This window comes from Streptomyces sp. NPDC005483, assembly GCF_040606035.1.
Lineage (GTDB): Bacteria > Actinomycetota > Actinomycetes > Streptomycetales > Streptomycetaceae > Streptomyces.
In genome coordinates, this window is record NZ_JBEXEA010000054.1 from 23412 (window position 1) to 40598 (window position 17187).

Below are 17187 nucleotides of genomic sequence, written 5' to 3' on the forward strand. Positions count from 1 at the left end.
TCGCGTGCCGACGAGTTGGCCGTACCTCGGCCTCGGCCCCTGAACAGCCTTGAGTCCAGCGCACCGCCGGTGCGCTGGACTCAAGTGACTGTGTTGCGGGAAGGTCAGTGGGCGGACACGGCTGGTGCGGACTTCTTGCGGGCGCGGTAGGCGGCGGCCTTGATCTTGTTGCCGCAGGACTCCATGCCGCACCACTGGCGCCGCATGCCCCGGGAGCGGTCGATGTAGACGCGGGTGCACTCGGGGTTGCCGCACTCCTTCATCAGCGGCACGTCCGGGCCGCTGAGCAGCTCGACGGCCTGCCGGGCGACAGCGGCGAGAGCCTGCTCGGGCGTTGCGTCGGTGTGTCGGCCCGACAGGGTGAGCTGCGGGGTCGCCGGAGCCTTGCGCGCGGCCGTGTTGAGCACGGCGAGCGCCTCCCGGTCGAACTCCTCGCCGAGCCGGCGGTCGGTGACCAGCCGGTAGACGGCCTCGCGTACGGTCGTGGCCTCTCGGACATCCTCCTCCTTCGCGGGAGTGAGGGTGTCCACGAGCCCGGACTCCAGGTACCAGGCGTTCAGCCGCTCCGGCGTCACGAACATCTCGAACCGGGTCGAGCGCCGGGCCCGGAGCGTGGCCGCGAAGTCGAGAGCCGGGTGTCCGCATACGAAGACATGGTCAAGATTCACATCACCATTTTGACAGGTGACTCAGGTCGAATGCAAGAACCGCCACCTCTTCAACCGGTTCCTGACGGCGGCGGCGCGGCCGCGATCGTGCGACATCGGATGCGATTGCCCTGGTCGGAGGGGGGAGTGCGGTGTTCGGCGAGGGCAGGTCCTGACTCCTTGCGCTGATCGGCTGCCAGAGTCAGGAGTAGTTCACGGCCCTGCCTGCGGCGGCGGAGTCAGCGGTCGTGGCCGGCGACGACGATCGCGCCGGGGCCGGGCCCAGGGCCGCCTCCAGTTCGTCGCGCAGGGCGGCCGAGAGATGGTTGGTGGGCTCGCCTGGGAGAAGGAGCTGCGGGCGGTCGACCAGGAGGGCCGGCGCGAGGTGCCGGCGCCGGCTCACGGACGGGTGGCCGACCGGCTTGTCCCGATCCGCCTCGTGCGCCAGGCCGAGCGAGCTCAGCGGCCCGTTCTCGGGCCGCCGGGCGCCCGGCGGCCGCTCGTAGGTGTCGCGGACGGTGCGGGTGGGCCGCTCGACAGCGCACCTTGCCGGCCCACTCGGTGGTGCGGGCGTGGGACGGCGAAGGGCCGCATCTCGTGGCGGCGGCCGGCAACACGGCTGGCCTCAGGGTGACTTGGCGCGGGCCGTAGCCCGACGCGGGCCCCAGTCGTAGATGGACTCAGTTGTCGCTGTTGAAGATGGTCAGCACCCGGAGCACCTCCAGGTAGATCCACACCAGCGTCAGGGTGAGGCCGAAGGCCGCCAGCCATGCCTCCTCGCGGGGAGCGCCGTAGGCGACGGCGTCCTCGACCTGCTTGAAGTCCATGGTGAGGAAGGCCGCGCCGAGCAGGATGCCGACGAGACCGAAGACGATGCCGAGGCCGCCGCTGTGGAAGCCGAGGCCGTTGCCCGCGCCGAAGGCGGAGAAGAGAAGGTCGGCGACGAGCAGCAGGACGAAGCCGGTCGCGGCGGCGGCGACGAACCCGGTGAACCGCTGGGTCACGCGTATCCAGCGCATCCGGTAGGCGACGAGCACCCCCGCGGACACCGCGAAGGTGCCGAGCACCGCCTGGACCACCACACCCGGCGCGACGTAGGTGGAGATCGTGCTGGAGAACACCCCGAGGGAGACACCCTCGAGCGCCGCGTACCCGAGGATCAGCGCCGGGGACGGGGTCCTTTTGAAGGACTGGACCAGCGACAGTACGAAGGCGACGAGGGCCGCGCCCACCGCGATGCCGTACGAACGGCCCAGGTTCGCCTCGTCGACGGGGAGCAGGAGCCAGGACAGCACGGCCGTCAGGGCCACGGTGCCGAGCGTCGTCGCGGTGCGGACGACGACGTCGTCCATGGTTACCGCGGTACCAGCGGTCCGCTGCGCGGTACCCGCGCCGGGGGCGTAAGGGTTGGTGGTCGCGGGATCGGTCGCCGGCGCGCCTCCGACCGCCGCGCCCACCGGGCGCCGTGCGTAGGCGTCGGACGGGCCCGCGTCACGGGCGGCGCCCCAGCGGGAAAAGATCGGGTTGCTGGTCCTCATGTCATTCCTCCTCGTTCGCCGCACACTCGCGGCCTGCGGCAAAGCGTTGTCATCGGGGTGCCCGGGACGGCATACGTGTGGCAGGGGGCGACGACGACCGGGCGGCAACCCTATACGTCACCACTCTGGCAGGTGACGCGAGAGGAGGCAAGTCATCCCTGGCTCGTCCGGCCGCGGTCATCGAGCGGGGCTTCGGTCATTCGGCGGTGGGTGCCGCCGGCCCGTCGAGAAGCTGCCTGAGAAAGCCGTCCCAGTTCAGATCGGCCATCTCCGTCTCGGCTGGAACGATCCGGTACGTCGCGTCCAGCCACTGCGTCAGCGGCACCGCGGGGATCTCGAACAGCGCCTCCACCTCCTGCGATTCGAGGAGCAGCCAGGAAGAGGGCCGCTCCCGGGGCAGCGCGGGCCACATCCGTACGTCGCCGCGGCCGCTCATCGCCGTCAGACCGCGGTGCAGGAGCTCGCGGCCGAGATGCCAGACGAGGCTCGGCCCGCGCTCCGCCAGGAACTCCACCGTGATCACCGCGGGCATGTCCGCGTCGAAGTGGAACTCCGCACGTATCGGCAGCGGGGTGAACTCGTCGAGCATCTGATTGAGGTCCAGGAACAGCGGGGGCACGGGCTGCCGGGCCGCCGAAGGCGTCTTCAGGGATGACTGATCGCGGTGCATGACGGGAGTTCCCTCCGTGGGACGAAGTCTGTGTGTCCCACTCTTCGCCGGGAACGGCACCCGCACATCGGTCAGTTGACGGTCGGCGTTTCTCGCCGGTGAGGACGCGGTGGGACCGCGGCGGCCACTGAACTGCTGCGGAGGACCGCTCAGGGGGCCGCGGTGACGTAAGTCATCGCTCCCGGCAACGAGAACCGGCGCCTGCGGTCGGGGCGAGCGGCTGCGGACGGGGGTGTGCGTCAGAGGTGGCACACCGTCCGGATCCACGGCCCATGAGGTCGTACAGCAAACGGATCCGTGAGTCCGTTACGTGTTCCGTTCCTCCGCTCCGAGAACACCCCCGATGAGTCACCTCCGTATCTCCGACGCCCTGCGTGCCCTGGTCTTCGAACCCGACCCCACGTTGGAGCTGGACCAGGTCCTCGACGGCTTCCTGCGCCCCGGACTGCACCCGCCGCAGCGACGGAGGGCGGCCCTTCCGAGCGCGTGAGCCGCCCCCCGACACGGGCGCACCCCCACCCCACCCACGAACGGAGAATCCCAGTGCCCCGCATGCACGACCCGGGCCCCTCCTTCTCGGACGACGTCGCCGCGTTCCTCGGCCTGCTGCCGCCCGACCCGAGGGTCAAGATGATGTGCCTGTCGGCAGGCACCGTGAAGCCGTTCGTCGAGTTCGCCAGGAACCTCTCCAACGAAGTGTTCGCCGAGGCGTGCCACGTCCTCAGCGACCGCGAACTGGTCGAGGTGCTGCAAGTGGCCTGGCTACTACCGGTCGTTCGGACGCATCGCCACCGTCCGAGACGTCGAGTTGACCAAGGTGTACGACGACGAACCAGTGCTGCGCACCGAAGGCGCCTGAGGCTCCGGCGCGCGGCGGGCGGCTCAGGAGGCCGGAACGGACGCCGGGTCGATGCGGATGGTTGCGGCCCTGGCCTCCGGGCTCGCGACGAGGGCCTCGGCGACCGGGCCGTACTTGGCGCGAAAGGCGGCGTCGAGCCCCTCGGACGGTTCGATACCGCCGGTCGTGAGCAGGACGTCACGGCGGACGGCGCCCACTCGGATCGTCCCGTAGCCGTGCTCCCGGGCCGCCCGGTACCAGCGGGAGTCCACTCCCCGGTAGGCGCGGACGTACAGTGCGCCGTCGACGACGACCATGCCGATCTCCACGCCCGGGTGACCCGTGTCCCCGGCTGCCAGGACGAGGGAGTAGGTCTCGGAGAGGAGGGTCCGGTCCTCCGGGGTCCAGGTGGTCATCGGTTCAGGTCCTCGGTTCCGTCTGCCTCGCGGTCCAGGAGGTGAGGATGCGCAGGGCGTCGTGGGAGGGGCTGCCGGGTTCGGCGGTGAGGACCATCAGGCGTTGCCCTGAGCCGTCGCCTCCGGACCAGGTGTCGCAGTCGAGGGTGAGGTCGCCGACCAGGGGGTGGCGGTAGTGCTTGGTGCCGTACGTCGCGCTGTTGACGCGCTGCTGGGCCCACCAGGTGCGGAAGTCGGCGTCCTGGATGGTCAGGTCGCCGACCAGGCGGGCGAGCTCCGGGTCGTCGGAATCGGCACCGGCCTCCATCCGCAGGGCGGCCACCGCGTCCCGGGCATCGTGGGCCCACTCCTTGTGCAGCCCTCGGATCGCGGGGTCGGTGAACAGGAGGCGCAGGTAGTTGCGCTGGTGGGCCGGTACGGCGGCGAAGTCGGTGTAGAGGGCGGTGGCGGTGGGGTTCCAGGCGAGGATGTCGAGGCGTTTGCCGAGGACGAGGGCGGGGGTGTGGGTGAGTTGGTCGAGGAGGCGGCGCATGGCGGGTCGTAGGCGTTGGGGTTGTCTGCGGCGGCGGGGTCGGTCGTCGGTGCGTCCGGCGAGTTGGTAGAGGTAGTGCTGTTGGTCGTCGTCGAGGTGGAGGGCTTGGGCGAGGGTGGTCAGGACGGGGGTGGAGGCGCGGACGCGGCCCTGTTCGAGGCGGGTGTAGTAGTCGACGCTGATGGCGGCGAGTGCGGCGACTTCTTCGCGGCGCAGGCCGGTGACCCGGCGGGCGGAGCCCGTTGCGGGCAGGCCGCACTCCTCGGGGTCCAGTTGTGCCCGGCGGGCCCGCAGAAAGGCACCGAGGTGGGATTCGGGTGTGGGTTTCATGCTCTCCAGTGTCATGCGGCCGTACCCGGTGCGACACAGGTGTGAGGGGGCAGGATCCTTCCCAGGCAGAAACCTGCCTCTCCCGCGGACGGGACGGACGGCGGATGGTGGATGTGTGCCCGGCGGAGACCGGGTGCTTCCGGACTTCGTCCCTCACGTCTTTCAGGAGTGTTCTCATGTCCTTCACCCGCGTCAGCTTCGACAGCGCCGGCATCGACATCGCCGCCCATCTCTACCTCCCCGACTCCCCGGCCACCGGCCCCCGTCCCGCGCTGGTGGTCGGCCACCCCGGGACCGGGGTGAAGGAACAGACCTCCGGTACCTACGCGGCGCTGATGGCCGAGCGCGGCTTCGTCACCCTCGCCTTCGACGCCGCCCACCAGGGCGAGTCGGGGGGCCTGCCCCGGGGCCTGGAGGATCCCGCCCAGCGCGTCGAGGACTTCAAGGCCGCCGTCTCCTACCTCACGACCCGCGAGGAGGTGGATCCCGAGCGCATCGGTCTGCTGGGCATCTGCGCCTCCGGCGGCTACTCGCTGGCCGCCACGGGCGGCGACCACCGCGTCAAGGCCGTCGCGACCGTGAGCACCGCCGAGCCCGCCCGTCAGTTCCGCTTCGGCGCCGACGGCTCCCAGGATCCGGCCGTCTTCCAGGCCCTCCTGGACGCTGCCGCCCAGGCCCGCACCCGCGCGGCCCGTGGCGAGGACCCGGGCGTGCTGACGATGTTCCCCGACACGGCCGAGGAGGCCGGCGCGCTGGGCGGCGAGCACGGCATCGAGGGCTGGGAGTACTACTGCGGCGCCCGCGGCTACCACGAGCGCTCCGCGAAGTTCCTCACCTGGGACAGCATCGACAAGATGGCTTCCAGCGACGTCTTCCGCTCCGTGCCCCTCATCGGCCCCCGCCCCATCCTGCAGATCATCGGCGAACGCGCCGTGACCGCCTGGATGGCGACCGAGGCCCACCAGGCCGCCACCGGCCCCAAGGAACTCCACCGCATCCCCGGCGCCAGCCACGTCGACCTCTACGACAAGCGCGAGTACATCGACCAGGCCGTCGACAAGCTCACCGACTACTTCACCGCCCACCTCGACAAGTGACCCGCTGAGGGCACGGACGGGAACATATGCGGGAGGGGCCGACAGCGTGTGCTGTCGGCCCCTCCCGCATGTGTGGACGGCTCACTTCGCCTGGAGCGGCCCCGCGAGGGACTTGCGCAGCGACCCGGAGGCCAGCGGCAGGAGCGAGGCGAGCATCTTGCCCTTGACCGTGCTCGGCTCCCGCGTCAGCTCGACGTCGACCCTGGTGCCGTCGCCCTCGGGGGTCATCCTGAACACCCAGCCGCCGCCCGCGCCGAAGAGCTTGGAGTCCAGCGTGGTGATGGTGACCGTGTCACCGGCGGGCTCCCAGTCGTAGCGCGTCCGCTCCCAGGCGGCCGCGGTGCCCTCGGTGACCTCGGCCCACGTGTCACCGACGTCGTGGACCTCGAAGTGCTCGGCGTCGATCGTGGGCCAGACCTGGGCACGGGAGGGTCCGAAGTCGGTGAGTACCCCCAGCACGTCCTTGGGGCCGAGCTGGGAGACGAGGTGGAAGCGTACGACTGCCATGGGATGTCCTCACCGAGAAGAAGTAACCGTTCTGACTGGTGACGAGAGATTCCCATGCGGTGACGTCACCTGTCAAGGTGGTTACTCTGGAGGGGTGTCCATTCATCCGGCAGGAGGTTCACGTGAGGCATGTGTTTCCGTGCGGGACGCCCGCGCTCGACTTCGTGGGCACACTGCAGGAGCGGCGGACGGCGGTGCCGATCGAGCGGATCGGCACACCGGGCCTGCTCGACTCGTGGTTCGTCGAGGCCGGACTGCTCGACGAGCGACCCGGATCCGACCGGGCGGACCTGTGTGCGGCGCGGGAGCTGCGCGAGGCGATCTACGTACTGGTCAGGGCCCGGCTCACCGCCCGCCCGCTGCCCGTCGCGGCGGTCACCGCGGTGAACCGGCGTGCCGCCGGCGTGCCGGTGGTGCTGCGCCTGGGCTCGTCGGGCAGCAGACGTTCCGGCAGTACTGCCCAAGCCCTCGCCGAACTCGCCCGGGGGGCGGTCGAGATCGTCGCCGGCGCCGAGGCGGACCTGCTGCGTGAGTGCGGTCGCCCCGACTGCACACACATCTACCTCGATCGCTCCCGCGGCCGCCGACGGGAGTGGTGCGCGATGCGGAGCTGTGGGAACCGCGTCAAGTCGGCGGCCCTGCGCGCCCGTCGCCGGGAGGTGACCGGAGCCCCGTCGTGACGTGACCCTCCTCACGGCAAGCCCTCCGGAGTCGACAAGAGGCCAGTGGACTCTTATGGTCGAGTCATAAGATTCCAGTGGGCTCTTAAAAGTGGATGCCCTGGTCGGACCCCACGTGTGCACATGCGCTCGCCACCGCGAAGAGAGACAGAGGCAACCCCATGAACAAGACCTGGCTGATCACCGGAAGCTCCCGCGGACTGGGCCGCGCCCTCGCCGAGGCCGTCCTGGAGGCCGGACACAGCCTGGTGGCCACCGCCCGGCGCACCGAGACCCTGCAGGACCTCACCGACAAGTACGGCGATCGGGTCCGCCTGGTGCCCCTGGACGTCACCGACCCCGCCGCCGCCCGGAGCGCCGTACAGGCCGCCGTCGAGGCGTTCGGACGGCTCGACGTCATCGTGAACAACGCCGGCTGCGCCGACATGGCCGCCATCGAGGACATGTCCGAGCAGGCTTTCCGCGACCAGATCGAGGCCAACCTCTTCGGCGTGGTGAACGTGTCCCGGGCGGCCCTGCCCGTGCTGCGCGAGCAGGGCGCCGGGCACATCATCCAGATCTCTTCCGTCGGCGGCCGGGTCGGCGTCCCGGGCCTCGGTGCCTACCAGGCGGCGAAGTGGGCGGTCGGCGGCTTCTCCGAGGTCCTGGCCAAGGAAGTGGCCCCCCTCGGCATCAAGGTCACCGTCGCCGAGCCGGGCGGCATGCGCACGGACTGGGCCGGATCCTCCATGGCCACCCCGCCGGTCAGCGCTCCGTACGAGGAGGTCGTGGGCGGCGCCATCGCGGCCATCCGCGACGCGGACGGCAAGCAGCCCGGCCACCCGGACCGCATCTCCCGCATCCTGCTGGACGTGGTGGAGGCCGAGGAACCGCCGCTGCGGCTGCTGCTCGGCAAGGACGCCGTCGCCGTGGCACAGGACATGGCCGACCGGCTCGCCGCCGAGGACGCCCGGTGGCGCACGGTGAGCGAGGCCGCTTGACACGCGCCCCGCGGCCCCGGACCCGGCACACGGGTCCGGGGCTTAGGGTTGCCGCAGGCGGCGCCGGGTGCGGGCCGCGAGAAGGACTTCCGGGGAAGCGACGATGACTGACGAACGGCCCACGCAGTTCCAGCGTGCGCGCAGCGCCGAACAGCGCGAGATCCGCAGGCAGGCCATCCTCGACGCGGCGACACAGTTGCTGACCGAGCTGCCGGTCGCCGAGATCAGCCTGCGGGAGCTGAGCCGCCGGGTGGGACTGTCCAAGACCAACGTCGTGCGGTACTTCGAGACCCGGGAAGCGGTCTTCTTCGAACTCCTCAACCGGTCCCTGGCACAGTGGATCGAGGAGCTGCCCGCCGAACTCCCGCCCGCCCGGCCGGAGGGAACCGACCCGCCGGAGACCGAGCCCGGGGTCGAGACCGAAGCCGTGGCCCTCGCCCTGGCCCGGTCCCTGGCCCGCAGGTCGCTGCTGTGCGACCTGCTGAGCGCCCTGGGAACCGAGCTGGAACGGAACATCTCCGCGGAGTCGGTCCGCGAGTTCAAGCTCGTCAACGTCCGGCTCCTTGCCGAGCTGGCCGAGCTGCTGCGCGGCCGCATCACAGCGCTGACCCCCGCCGCGGCCCGCGAGCTGGTCTCCCTGACCGTCGTGTGCACGGCCGGACTCTGGCCGTTCGCCCATCCCTCGCCCGCCGTGAGCGAGGCCCAGCGGGACCCCGAACTCGCCGCCACGAAGGTCGACTTCGCCGCCCGGCTCGGACGCATGGTGCACGTCGCCGCGACCGGACTGCTCGCTCTTCGCTGACGCCCGCTCGTCGCTATCGCCCGCCCGGGGTACCCCGTGCTCGAAACAGGTGTCAGAGCGACTCGCGCACCAGCTCGGCGGCGCGCTCCGCGAGGGCGTAGACGGTCGCGTTGGTGTTGTTCGACGGGATGGCCGGGATGACGGAGCCGTCGGCCACCCGCAGCCCCTCCAGCCCGTGCACCCGCAGCGAGGAGTCCACCACGGACACCTCGTCCTCGCCCATGGCGCAGGTGCCCACGGGGTGGCAGTACGACTGGAAGGCGGTACGGGCGTACGCGGCGAGCGACTCCGCGTCCGTGACGTCCGGTCCCGGGGCCACCTCCTCGGCTGCCCAGGGGGCCAGCGCCGAGGCGCGGGCGATCGCGCGGGCCTGCTCGATGCCGGACAGGACGGCACGCACATCACGCTCGTCGGTGAAGTAGCCCGGGTCGAGCACCGGCGGCGCGTAGGGGTCGGACGAGGTGATCCGCAGGGTGCCGCGGCTGAAGGGCCGCATGGGGGAGACGCCGATGGTGAAGCCGTTCTCCACTGGGGCGACCGGGTTCGGGAACGGGACGTCGACGAAGATGATCTGCAGGTCGGGGCCGTAGAGTCCGGGCGCGCTGCGCAGCAGCCCGATGATCTCGCCGTGGTTGGCGCGGGCCGTGGGCACCCTGCGTGCGGCGCGGTGGACGAGGTTCACCAGTGGGTGGTCGTGCAGGTTGCGGCCCACGCCGGGCAGCGCGTGGAAGACCTCCACCCCGGCCTTGCGCAGCTCCCACGCGGGGCCCACTCCGGAGCGCAGCAGGAGCTGCGCCGAGCCGACGGTGCCGGCCGTCAGCACGACCTCGCGCGCGGCCCGCAGGGTGGACACCCGGCCGTCGACGCCGTACTCGACCCCGGTGCAGCGGTAGCCGTCGAAGAGCAGCCGATGGGCCGTCGCCCCGGTGATCACGGTGAGGTTGGGGCGGTTCAGGGCCGGGGTGAGGTAGGCGTCGGCGGCGCTCTGGCGGTGCCCGTCGACGATGTTGAGGTCGACGGGGGCGAAGCCCTCCTCCAGGCCGCCGCTGATGTCGTGGGCCCGGCGCTGCCCGGTCTCGATCGCCGCGTCCAGACAGGCAAGCAGCACCTCGTTGGGCTCGGTCGCGGGCGCGACGGTCAGCGGGCCCGAGGTGCCGCGGCCGGGGGCACCGGCACGGGTGGTCTCGGTGCGCTGGAACCAGGGGAGGAGGTCGTCGAAGCTCCAGCCCTTGGCGCCGTGGTCGCTCCAGTCGTCGTAACCGGTGTGGTGGCCGCGGGCGAACACCATGGCGTTGATGGCCGATGAGCCGCCCAGGCCCTTTCCGCGCGGCAGCGCTATGCGGGGGCCGAACGCCGTGTCGGTGGACCGGGAGTGCTGGGGGACCGTCGTGTCGCCCCAGTTGGCCGCTGTCTCGCCCAGGGCGGGCCAGGCCGGCGGATGCGCCGTGAACTCCGGCATCCCGGCCGTGCCGGGGCCGGCCTCCAGGAGCAGGACGCGGAGGTCGGGGTCCTCCGTGAGGCGCGCGGCGAGGACACAGCCCGCCGAACCACCGCCGACGACGATCACGTCGTAGACCTGGCCGTCGGTCGGCTCCGGGCTGGTGGACGACGTCGAACTCGCGTACTGCGGACGGGACATGACGGAGCACTCCTCAGCGGTGAACCAGTGATTCGCTCCGGATGATATCGGTGTCCGTATCAATGATTCGTAAGACTGATATCTTCGATTCATGGCCACGGAGACGCACACGGAACAGCCGGCCCCGACGCTGCGGCGGAGGATCGTCCTGGCCGCCGCGGGACTGCTGGAGGAGAAGGGCCTGGAAGCGGTGTCGACCCGCGCCGTCGCCGCTGCCGCCGGGGTGCCCACGCCGTCGATCTTCCGGCTCTTCGGCGACAAGGACGGCCTCCTCGAAGAGGTCGCGGAGTACGGCTTCAAGCGCTACCTGGAGGCCAAGGCCGAGCTGCTCACCGGAGACGACCCGGTCCAGGTGCTGCGCGACGCGTGGGACGAGCACATCCGCTTCGGCCTCGAACACCCCGCGTACTACGGGCTCGTCTACGGCCGGGTCCGCTCCGGCCACCTGTCGCAGGCCGGGTTGCGGGCCATCGACGGCCTGCGGCACATGATCACCCAGGTCGCGGCTGCCGGGCGGCTGCGGATGAACGTCGAGCGCGCGACCGAGGTCATGCACGGCGCCGGGGTGGGCACGGTCATCACGCTGATGAGCCTGCCGGAGGATGTCCGGGATCTGCGGACCTCGCACACCGCCCGCGAGATGGTGATCAGCACCATCACCCTCCCGCCGCAGGAGGGCGACGACGCCGACCGCGGCGCTCCCGTCGCCGGCCGCGCCATCGCCCTGCGAGCCGCCCTCGACCGCGGCGACACCGCGGCGCTCAGCCCCGGCGAGCGCACCCTGCTCAGGGAGTGGCTCGACCGGCTGGCTGACGCGGAGGACGAGGACGGGAACGCGGACGGCTGACGTTTCCCTTCGGGGACGTGAAGGGGCAGGCCGGGTCACAGCCGGACGGCGTCAAGACGGCCGTCACCTCGCCCCAACTCCCGCCTCCGCTCAGGACGTCGACCACTTCTGGTTGTCCCCGCCGGAGCAGGACCACAGTTGGAGTCGACTGCCGTTCGCCGTCTGGTTGTCGCGTACGTCCGTGCACTTGCCGGTCGGAGTGTGGACCAGGTCGTGGCTGGAGTTGAGCAGGGACCGCTGCGCCGCACCGCCGTCGCAGGCGGCCAGTTCCAGATCGGTGCCGTCAGCCGTCGAGCCATCCACCAGTTGCACGCACATGCCGAGCGCCCGTATGGCCCCGCCCGTGAACGTCCAGTGCTGCGAGGCGGACCCCGAGCAGTCCCAGATCATCAGCCCCGCGCCCGCCACGGCCTTGCCGCCCACGACGTCGATGCAGCACTGCGAGGCGTGGCTGAACACGCTCACACCCGGCACTGCGGCCGGGGCGGTCTGTCCGACCCCCGCGCCCCCTTTCGCCGGGGCCGTGGTCCGCCGCCCCGCGGGGGAGTCCCCGGGCGACGCACTGCTTGTGGGCGAGGCGGACGTCGGCCCCGCCGAACCGTCGGGCCGCTTGCCAACCGCCGTACCCGACGCGCTCGCCGAGGGCACCGGCACACCCCCGAAACCGGCGGCCACGTCGGCGCCGTAGCCACCGGAGTCCATGGTCGCCGTCGTCCTCTCGCGTCCTTCGTCGTGACCGCCGATCAGCCCCAGAGTCACCAGGACGCCGCCCACCGCGAGCAGACCGACGATGCTGACGACGCCGAGCGCGCCCCGGAATCCCTCGGAGCGTGGCCTGCCACCGGTGCGTACGAAGACGCGGGCAGGTGTGTCCGGAGCGGCGCCGCTCGTCGGTGCTTCGACATCGCGGCCGGTGTTGCCCCGTGAACCGAGGGAGGAGATCTGGGCGAGCCGGGGCAGGGCGGCGCCTGCCCCGCCCGCTCCTGACGCACGGCCGGGTTCCTCGGGCGGAGCCTGCTCCCCATCGCCGGCCCGGGCGGTCCCGGAACCGACGGGCCGCGCGCTGCCCGGGACCCGCCTGGGGAGGTCTCCCGGCGAACGGGGCGTGTGTGGAGGCTTCATGGGTTCCTTTCAGCGGAGTCGGAATCGCGGCAGAGGTGTGGTGGAGGAGCGGCCGGCGACCCGTCGGGCAAAGCCCTGAGGGTGTGACTCGTTGCCGTTCCGGCGGGGCCCGGCGGCCGTCCGTGCTCGTGGTATCACAGCAAGGTGGGCACGTCGGTCTGCTGCCGCGTGGTACTGCCGGTTCGTGGGACCGCCAGGCCCGAGTGTGGAAACACGTGCGAGGAAGATCGGCGGGCACCCTACTACCCGTCAGGTGTGTGGCGGAGCGACCGCCCCGCGACACACATGTTTACCCCAGGTGGAGGTCCCGCCCGGAGCCGATGGGCGAATGAAACCGTCGGCGGGCCCGCCTCGTCTGCACGGTGACCGCCGTCGGAACGGCGGCATCGTACGGATCGAGAGAACACGGACGCGGATGGACACGAACCAGCAGCCCGGGGTGGCCGGCGACCGGGATGAACTGATCGTCATGGACGCGGAGTTCAAGGCAGACGCACACCGGCGGTATGCACCCCTGCGCGCCAAGGGCCCTCTGCACCAGGCCCAGTTCTTCCCCGGTATCACGGATCGTCGTCGACCACGATCTCGCCCGCGAGGCACTGACCCACCCGGCGCTGCTCAAGGACCCCCGGCCGGCCGCGGGGATGCTGGAGGCGGCGGGCTTTCTGGGGCACAAAGCGCGGCACCGGGTTCGGCGGCCAGATGCTGGAGGCGGACCCGCCCGAACACACCCGGTTGCGGAGGCTGGTCTCCGGCGCCTTCTCCCCGAACGGTCCGCCGAACTGGAGCCGCGCATCACCGAGATCGCGGAGGAACTCCTCCAAGCCCTGCCGCCGTCCGGTGAGCTCGACCTGGTGGAGGCGTTCACCGCGCCGCTGCCGGTCAGGGTGATCGCCGAACTGCTCGGCATTCCCGAGGCCCACCACCAGGACTTCCGCCGTTGGACGACCCTCGCCTTCCAGGTGAACCACCCCGAGTACGCTTCGGCCGTGGCCGGTTTGCACGCGTTCCTGGCTGGTCCCTACACCACTTGGTTGTCAGACATCCCAGTCGCCAGGCACCGTCGCGAGCTCCCCGCGTAATGCCGTCAGAGCCTTGGCGGCCTGGCTCTTCACGGTCCCTGGTCGACAGCCCATGATGCGCGCGGTCTCCTGCACGCTCAGCTCTTCAAAATAGCGCAGGACCAGCACCGCGCGCTGGCGGGGCGGTAGCCGACGGACCACGACCGACAGGGACCGCTCCAGGTCCACCGAGGCGAAAGGGTCTCGGGTATCGGTTACTTCGGGGAGCCATTCGTGCTCGTGCGGGATCTCACCACGCCAACGTCTTTGCCACCAGGACGCGTGGGTGTTGACCAGGGCTTTGCGCACGTATGCCTCCGGATTCTGCCGGGCTATCCGTTGCCACTGGGGCCACACTTTCGTGAGGACCGTCTGGAGGAGGTCCTCGGCGAGGTGGGAGTCACCAGTGAGCAGCCATGCCATCCGGAGAAGCCGGGGTCGTCGTGCCGCCACGAGCTCCTCGAAGGCCGGCCCCTGTTCCCCAGCCGTTCTCATTCGCTCCCGTTTCCAGCGGTGTCGTGTCACACGGCAAGACCGAGAGGGTGATGCTCGGGTTCCCACCCCGAGGAGCCTCATCAGCAAGCGGGAAACACACAGCAAGTGAACGTCATACCTGGTTGTCAAAACGAGTGATCGACACGGATACGGCCCGCTTCCTTTTTCGCAGAGTAAGGAAGCGGGCCGTGCCGGAGCAGGTCCTCGGGGGATGACACGGTCCGACGGCCGGCCTCGAACGATCCGTCTGCGAGGACCCGGTCACTTCGAGAACGGGCCAGAGCCCTCCCCGGGTTCACAGAGGGTGCAAGTCGGCGACCCCGAAGGCAGAACGGGGCCGCCGACTCATGGGACGGCTGACAGTTATACGAGGGGACTGAGCTCCTGCCAGCTGTCCAGGTCCGCCGTGCGCGTGTCTGAACGGCGGAACCTCGTACTCAGGAAACGAGTGTGAGTGGCGAAAGGTTCACTCGAAGGGTGACGTGTGTCGGCCGTACCTGGCGCGACGAAGACGCTGGACGAATGGGGCTCCCGTGGCGATTGCGGTCACCGCAGGCAGGGGTCACCGCAGCCTGCTGGTGGCTGTCCGGCGGGCACGTAGTACGGTTACCCAGAAACGGACCTTTTGGTCCGGTTATGTGGTTCCCCGTACGTTTCCAGGCCTCATCGTCTGGCACCCCGGGCCGGGAACTCGGCCATCGGCGCACGTGAGTCGAGAGCTCCTGCAACGAGCGTGATGGCGGAGGCCGCGGCATGTCCGCACCGCTCGTGCGGTCCGCACCGCCCAGGGCTCGGACTCGCGGCAGACCCCATGGGCCGGACTGGCGGCCCGAAGCGACAAATGATCGACCGCAGGAGTGAGAATGTTGAGGTCTGCCAGGGATGGACGCGACGGTGCCCCATTCGATCCGCGGTCCCGCGCGGGTGACTCGTGATGCCGCTGAGATCGACCTCGGCCCCCGAAACGGCTCGCCCTGTTCGCCCTGCGCGTTCCGGGCCCGCCAACCCTGAGCGAGGCGGCGGACGTTCTCTGGAACAAGGGACCGCCGGACAGCGCCTTCAGCGGGGTGCGCCGGCACATCGGCGCGCTCCGCGGAGCGCTTGAGTCCCAGCTGCGCGGCAGGGCTCACGCCGAGCACCTGGTGCGTGCCGCCGACGGGTACCGGCTCCTGACCGATGCCTCAGCCTCCAACCTGCTGCTGTGCCGGGATCTGGGGCAAGAGCGCGGTGTGCGCTCAGCGGCGGCCTCACCGGCCGGGCCGCAGAGAACTTCATGGCGGGGACGGCTGACACCGTACTCACGGCGGCTCCGGCCCTGACCGAAGACCTTGAGCAATGCAAGACCATACGTCGGCGGCTGGCCGAGGACCTCGGAGTCGAGCCGGGTCCGGAACTGCGCGCCGCCCCACAACACCTGTTCCAGCGAGAGACCGCCGACATCGCGCAGGGTCAAGGCCCGTGTTCACTGTGGACTGGCAGCCCGTCCCAATTGCCCGCGGACTGTGCCTCCTTCGCCGGCCGCCGCGAGGCGCTGGGGCACTGCCCGGAACTCCTTGGTCCCCTGGGGTGCCCCCCTTCCGTCCGCCGCCCTGTTCTGTCCGGTCCTCTGCAGCCCCTAGGCTGAGACACATCACGTGTGAGGGACCCAAGGGACCCACCGACCTGATAGAAACGGCACACGGGTCGGACAGGCTTCTTTTTCCGAAGGTGCGCTCTGCACTCATTTCGCATCGAGTCCCTTCGGTCCCTGATGTGGACGACGCTCGTGCCGGTGTGTGATGTGTGCAGGCGAACAGAGTGACAAGGACGATTCCCGTGCCGCGCGAAGGTGAGAGCCGTGACAGTGCCACCAGGCGGGGCGCCCCTTGCCACGGTTTCCGAGCTGCCACGACCGAGTACGCTCTCATCGAGGGCTGGTGGGCTGAAACTCCGCGCTCAGGAGTACTTACCTCAGGCTTCGATACGTCAGGGCTGCTGTCGGCCTACCGCGGAGAGTGCGCTCCCGTTGAAGGCCGAGATACGTTGCGAGTACGTACCCCGCCAGGTGGCCGACGTGCTTGGTGCCGCAAGCCACACCTGTCTGCGCGTTACAGGTGTTCAAAGGGGTCTGCCCGTCCCATCGCCCTCGCCTTGCAGGTCGACGTCCATCGGGCGGCGGGAAGCGCTCGACACCCAGCTGAAACGCCCTCGTGGCGGCCGGATGAGCTCCGTCGCACAGGGCACCGGGTCGAGGCAGCCAAGTGCCCGGAGACAAGTGCCCCGCCGGCGCCCCCCGCTGGTCCGGAAGGCCGCCCTGTCATCCAAGTTCCCGTCGGGTCGTTTCCCCGCAGGGGGAGTACGTCGTCACGACAGGGACGTAGGCGGGAGGCCGACGCTGATCGCCTCACCAACCCGTCGATCGCACTCGTCGCGGAGTGTGCTTCGGCATCGGTAGGGACCGCTTTCTCGGAGAAGCTCGACCGTGCCGCGTCCGCGGCTGGTGGACCGGCCGCTGCGGGACGACATCTCGACTACGCCGCGATTCGTGACCGGGTCGTTCGAGTCGCCAACCACGCTCGCCCCTGGCAACCAGTGCGCAATGAAAAGACCGTTGATGACGCCCTTGCCGTAGGGTCCGTCCGCCTTCTGCACCTCAAAGGACGTCCATGAGCAGCAGCGCCCAAGATTCGCCGCGCTTTGATCCGCGGGTTGCCGCTCAGCAGATGCTCGATCTGCACTTTGTCGAAGAGTCAGTCCAGGAGCCGTTCCGGCTGCCCGCTCAAGCGTGTCTGACTGGTCTGGCCACGCCTCTGGTGTCCGCCGCAACTGGCCCAGATCCTCATGCTGCCGGTCCTGTTCTTGCCGGTAGTACCTTTGGCCTGGCGGAATCCGCCGCTCCGCTGCCGCCCTCGCTGTCCGATCGGGGCAATGCCCGGCTCTTCGTGCGGCTGTACCGTGACCAGTTCCGGCATGTGGAGGGCCTGGGCTGGTTCGCGTGGGACGGCTA

16 protein-coding genes and 2 pseudogenes are annotated in these 17187 nt (G+C 70.4%); 7 read left to right on the plus strand and 11 right to left on the minus strand.

The features are described 5' to 3' along the window. Positions 1 to 104 precede the first annotated feature (104 nt). The 4 genes and pseudogenes from ABZT06_RS46255 to ABZT06_RS46270 form a co-directional block, all read right to left on the minus strand. Positions 105 to 668 carry a CGNR zinc finger domain-containing protein gene (locus tag ABZT06_RS46255; protein WP_355754980.1) on the minus strand — a complete coding sequence of 188 codons (564 nt, stop codon included), beginning with the start codon at positions 666 to 668 and terminating at the stop codon, positions 105 to 107. 218 nt (positions 669 to 886) lie between these two features. Further along, a pseudogene (locus tag ABZT06_RS46260) lies at positions 887 to 1182 on the minus strand (ABC transporter ATP-binding protein); the annotation flags it as partial. A gap of 145 nt (positions 1183 to 1327) precedes the next feature. Continuing rightward, the gene (locus ABZT06_RS46265; RefSeq protein WP_355754983.1) at positions 1328 to 2185 is read right to left on the minus strand and encodes a Bax inhibitor-1/YccA family protein; all 858 of its coding nucleotides are present in this window, start codon (positions 2183 to 2185) and stop codon (positions 1328 to 1330) included. Positions 2186 to 2381: 196 nt separating this feature from the next. After that, on the minus strand, positions 2382 to 2855 hold the full coding sequence (locus ABZT06_RS46270; protein ID WP_355754985.1) for an SsgA family sporulation/cell division regulator: 474 nt from the start codon (positions 2853 to 2855) through the stop codon (positions 2382 to 2384). Between the two features lie 343 nt (positions 2856 to 3198). Between ABZT06_RS46270 and ABZT06_RS46275 the strand changes: the two genes are divergently transcribed. Further along, positions 3199 to 3345: a hypothetical protein gene (locus tag ABZT06_RS46275; protein WP_355754987.1), complete on the plus strand. Its 147-nt coding sequence runs from the start codon at positions 3199 to 3201 to the stop codon at positions 3343 to 3345. A 392-nt stretch (positions 3346 to 3737) separates the two neighbouring features. On the opposite strand, the gene ABZT06_RS46280 is transcribed toward ABZT06_RS46275, so the two are convergent. Both ABZT06_RS46280 and ABZT06_RS46285 read right to left on the minus strand, forming a co-directional pair. Further along, a complete protein-coding gene (locus ABZT06_RS46280) occupies positions 3738 to 4109 on the minus strand; it encodes a DUF2255 family protein (protein WP_355754989.1) in 372 nt (123 codons plus the stop codon). Between the two features lie 4 nt (positions 4110 to 4113). Beyond that, a complete protein-coding gene (locus ABZT06_RS46285; protein ID WP_355754992.1) occupies positions 4114 to 4971 on the minus strand; it encodes a helix-turn-helix transcriptional regulator in 858 nt (285 codons plus the stop codon). Positions 4972 to 5147: 176 nt separating this feature from the next. Here ABZT06_RS46285 and ABZT06_RS46290 point away from each other — a divergent pair, with 176 nt between their 5' ends. Further along, the gene (locus ABZT06_RS46290; RefSeq protein WP_355754994.1) at positions 5148 to 6068 is read left to right on the plus strand and encodes an alpha/beta hydrolase; all 921 of its coding nucleotides are present in this window, start codon (positions 5148 to 5150) and stop codon (positions 6066 to 6068) included. Between the two features lie 81 nt (positions 6069 to 6149). Here ABZT06_RS46290 and ABZT06_RS46295 read toward each other — a convergent pair whose 3' ends face one another. Beyond that, positions 6150 to 6575, minus strand: coding sequence for a hypothetical protein (locus ABZT06_RS46295; RefSeq protein WP_355754996.1), 426 nt, complete (start codon positions 6573 to 6575; stop codon positions 6150 to 6152). 122 nt (positions 6576 to 6697) lie between these two features. On the opposite strand from ABZT06_RS46295, the gene ABZT06_RS46300 reads away from it, so the two are divergent. The 3 genes from ABZT06_RS46300 (at position 6698) to ABZT06_RS46310 (ending at position 9037) form a co-directional block, all read left to right on the plus strand. Further along, positions 6698 to 7255 carry an ABATE domain-containing protein gene (locus ABZT06_RS46300; RefSeq protein ID WP_355754998.1) on the plus strand — a complete coding sequence of 186 codons (558 nt, stop codon included), beginning with the start codon at positions 6698 to 6700 and terminating at the stop codon, positions 7253 to 7255. A 161-nt stretch (positions 7256 to 7416) separates the two neighbouring features. Further along, complete coding sequence (locus tag ABZT06_RS46305; RefSeq protein ID WP_355755000.1) at positions 7417 to 8235, plus strand: oxidoreductase; 819 nt, start codon at positions 7417 to 7419, stop codon at positions 8233 to 8235. Positions 8236 to 8338: 103 nt separating this feature from the next. Then, positions 8339 to 9037 (plus strand): TetR/AcrR family transcriptional regulator, encoded by a 699-nt coding sequence (locus ABZT06_RS46310; RefSeq protein WP_355755003.1) that lies wholly within the window; start codon positions 8339 to 8341, stop codon positions 9035 to 9037. A 52-nt stretch (positions 9038 to 9089) separates the two neighbouring features. Here ABZT06_RS46310 and ABZT06_RS46315 read toward each other — a convergent pair whose 3' ends face one another. Further along, positions 9090 to 10676, minus strand: a complete 1587-nt coding sequence (locus tag ABZT06_RS46315; protein WP_355755006.1) for a GMC family oxidoreductase N-terminal domain-containing protein — start codon at positions 10674 to 10676, stop codon at positions 9090 to 9092. A 91-nt stretch (positions 10677 to 10767) separates the two neighbouring features. Here ABZT06_RS46315 and ABZT06_RS46320 point away from each other — a divergent pair, with 91 nt between their 5' ends. Then, positions 10768 to 11523, plus strand: a complete 756-nt coding sequence (locus ABZT06_RS46320) for a TetR/AcrR family transcriptional regulator (protein ID WP_355755008.1) — start codon at positions 10768 to 10770, stop codon at positions 11521 to 11523. 90 nt (positions 11524 to 11613) lie between these two features. Here ABZT06_RS46320 and ABZT06_RS46325 read toward each other — a convergent pair whose 3' ends face one another. The 3 genes from ABZT06_RS46325 to ABZT06_RS46335 all read right to left on the minus strand — a co-directional run bounded on the left by ABZT06_RS46325 (position 11614) and on the right by ABZT06_RS46335 (position 14201). Then, on the minus strand, positions 11614 to 12645 hold the full coding sequence (locus ABZT06_RS46325) for an RICIN domain-containing protein (RefSeq protein WP_355755011.1): 1032 nt from the start codon (positions 12643 to 12645) through the stop codon (positions 11614 to 11616). 560 nt (positions 12646 to 13205) lie between these two features. Then, positions 13206 to 13649 (minus strand): hypothetical protein, encoded by a 444-nt coding sequence (locus ABZT06_RS46330; protein ID WP_355755013.1) that lies wholly within the window; start codon positions 13647 to 13649, stop codon positions 13206 to 13208. Between the two features lie 33 nt (positions 13650 to 13682). Beyond that, positions 13683 to 14201, minus strand: a complete 519-nt coding sequence (locus ABZT06_RS46335) for a SigE family RNA polymerase sigma factor (protein ID WP_355755016.1) — start codon at positions 14199 to 14201, stop codon at positions 13683 to 13685. Between the two features lie 2645 nt (positions 14202 to 16846). Here ABZT06_RS46335 and ABZT06_RS46340 point away from each other — a divergent pair. Continuing rightward, a pseudogene (locus ABZT06_RS46340) lies at positions 16847 to 17187 on the plus strand (hypothetical protein); the annotation flags it as partial.

Bases quoted from the DNA above. Each gene is read 5' to 3' on its own strand.
- ABZT06_RS46320 (WP_355755008.1), top strand. From the start codon at position 10,768: ATGGCCACGGAGACGCACACGGAACAGCCGGCCCCGACGCTGCGGCGG.
- ABZT06_RS46270 (WP_355754985.1), bottom strand. From the start codon at position 2,855: ATGCACCGCGATCAGTCATCCCTGAAGACGCCTTCGGCGGCCCGGCAG.
- ABZT06_RS46335 (WP_355755016.1), bottom strand. From the start codon at position 14,201: ATGAGAACGGCTGGGGAACAGGGGCCGGCCTTCGAGGAGCTCGTGGCG.
- ABZT06_RS46310 (WP_355755003.1), top strand. From the start codon at position 8,339: ATGACTGACGAACGGCCCACGCAGTTCCAGCGTGCGCGCAGCGCCGAA.
- ABZT06_RS46315 (WP_355755006.1), bottom strand. From the start codon at position 10,676: ATGTCCCGTCCGCAGTACGCGAGTTCGACGTCGTCCACCAGCCCGGAG.
- ABZT06_RS46325 (WP_355755011.1), bottom strand. From the start codon at position 12,645: ATGAAGCCTCCACACACGCCCCGTTCGCCGGGAGACCTCCCCAGGCGG.
- ABZT06_RS46265 (WP_355754983.1), bottom strand. From the start codon at position 2,185: ATGAGGACCAGCAACCCGATCTTTTCCCGCTGGGGCGCCGCCCGTGAC.
- ABZT06_RS46285 (WP_355754992.1), bottom strand. From the start codon at position 4,971: ATGAAACCCACACCCGAATCCCACCTCGGTGCCTTTCTGCGGGCCCGC.
- ABZT06_RS46305 (WP_355755000.1), top strand. From the start codon at position 7,417: ATGAACAAGACCTGGCTGATCACCGGAAGCTCCCGCGGACTGGGCCGC.
- ABZT06_RS46275 (WP_355754987.1), top strand. From the start codon at position 3,199: ATGAGTCACCTCCGTATCTCCGACGCCCTGCGTGCCCTGGTCTTCGAA.
- ABZT06_RS46295 (WP_355754996.1), bottom strand. From the start codon at position 6,575: ATGGCAGTCGTACGCTTCCACCTCGTCTCCCAGCTCGGCCCCAAGGAC.
- ABZT06_RS46290 (WP_355754994.1), top strand. From the start codon at position 5,148: ATGTCCTTCACCCGCGTCAGCTTCGACAGCGCCGGCATCGACATCGCC.
- ABZT06_RS46280 (WP_355754989.1), bottom strand. From the start codon at position 4,109: ATGACCACCTGGACCCCGGAGGACCGGACCCTCCTCTCCGAGACCTAC.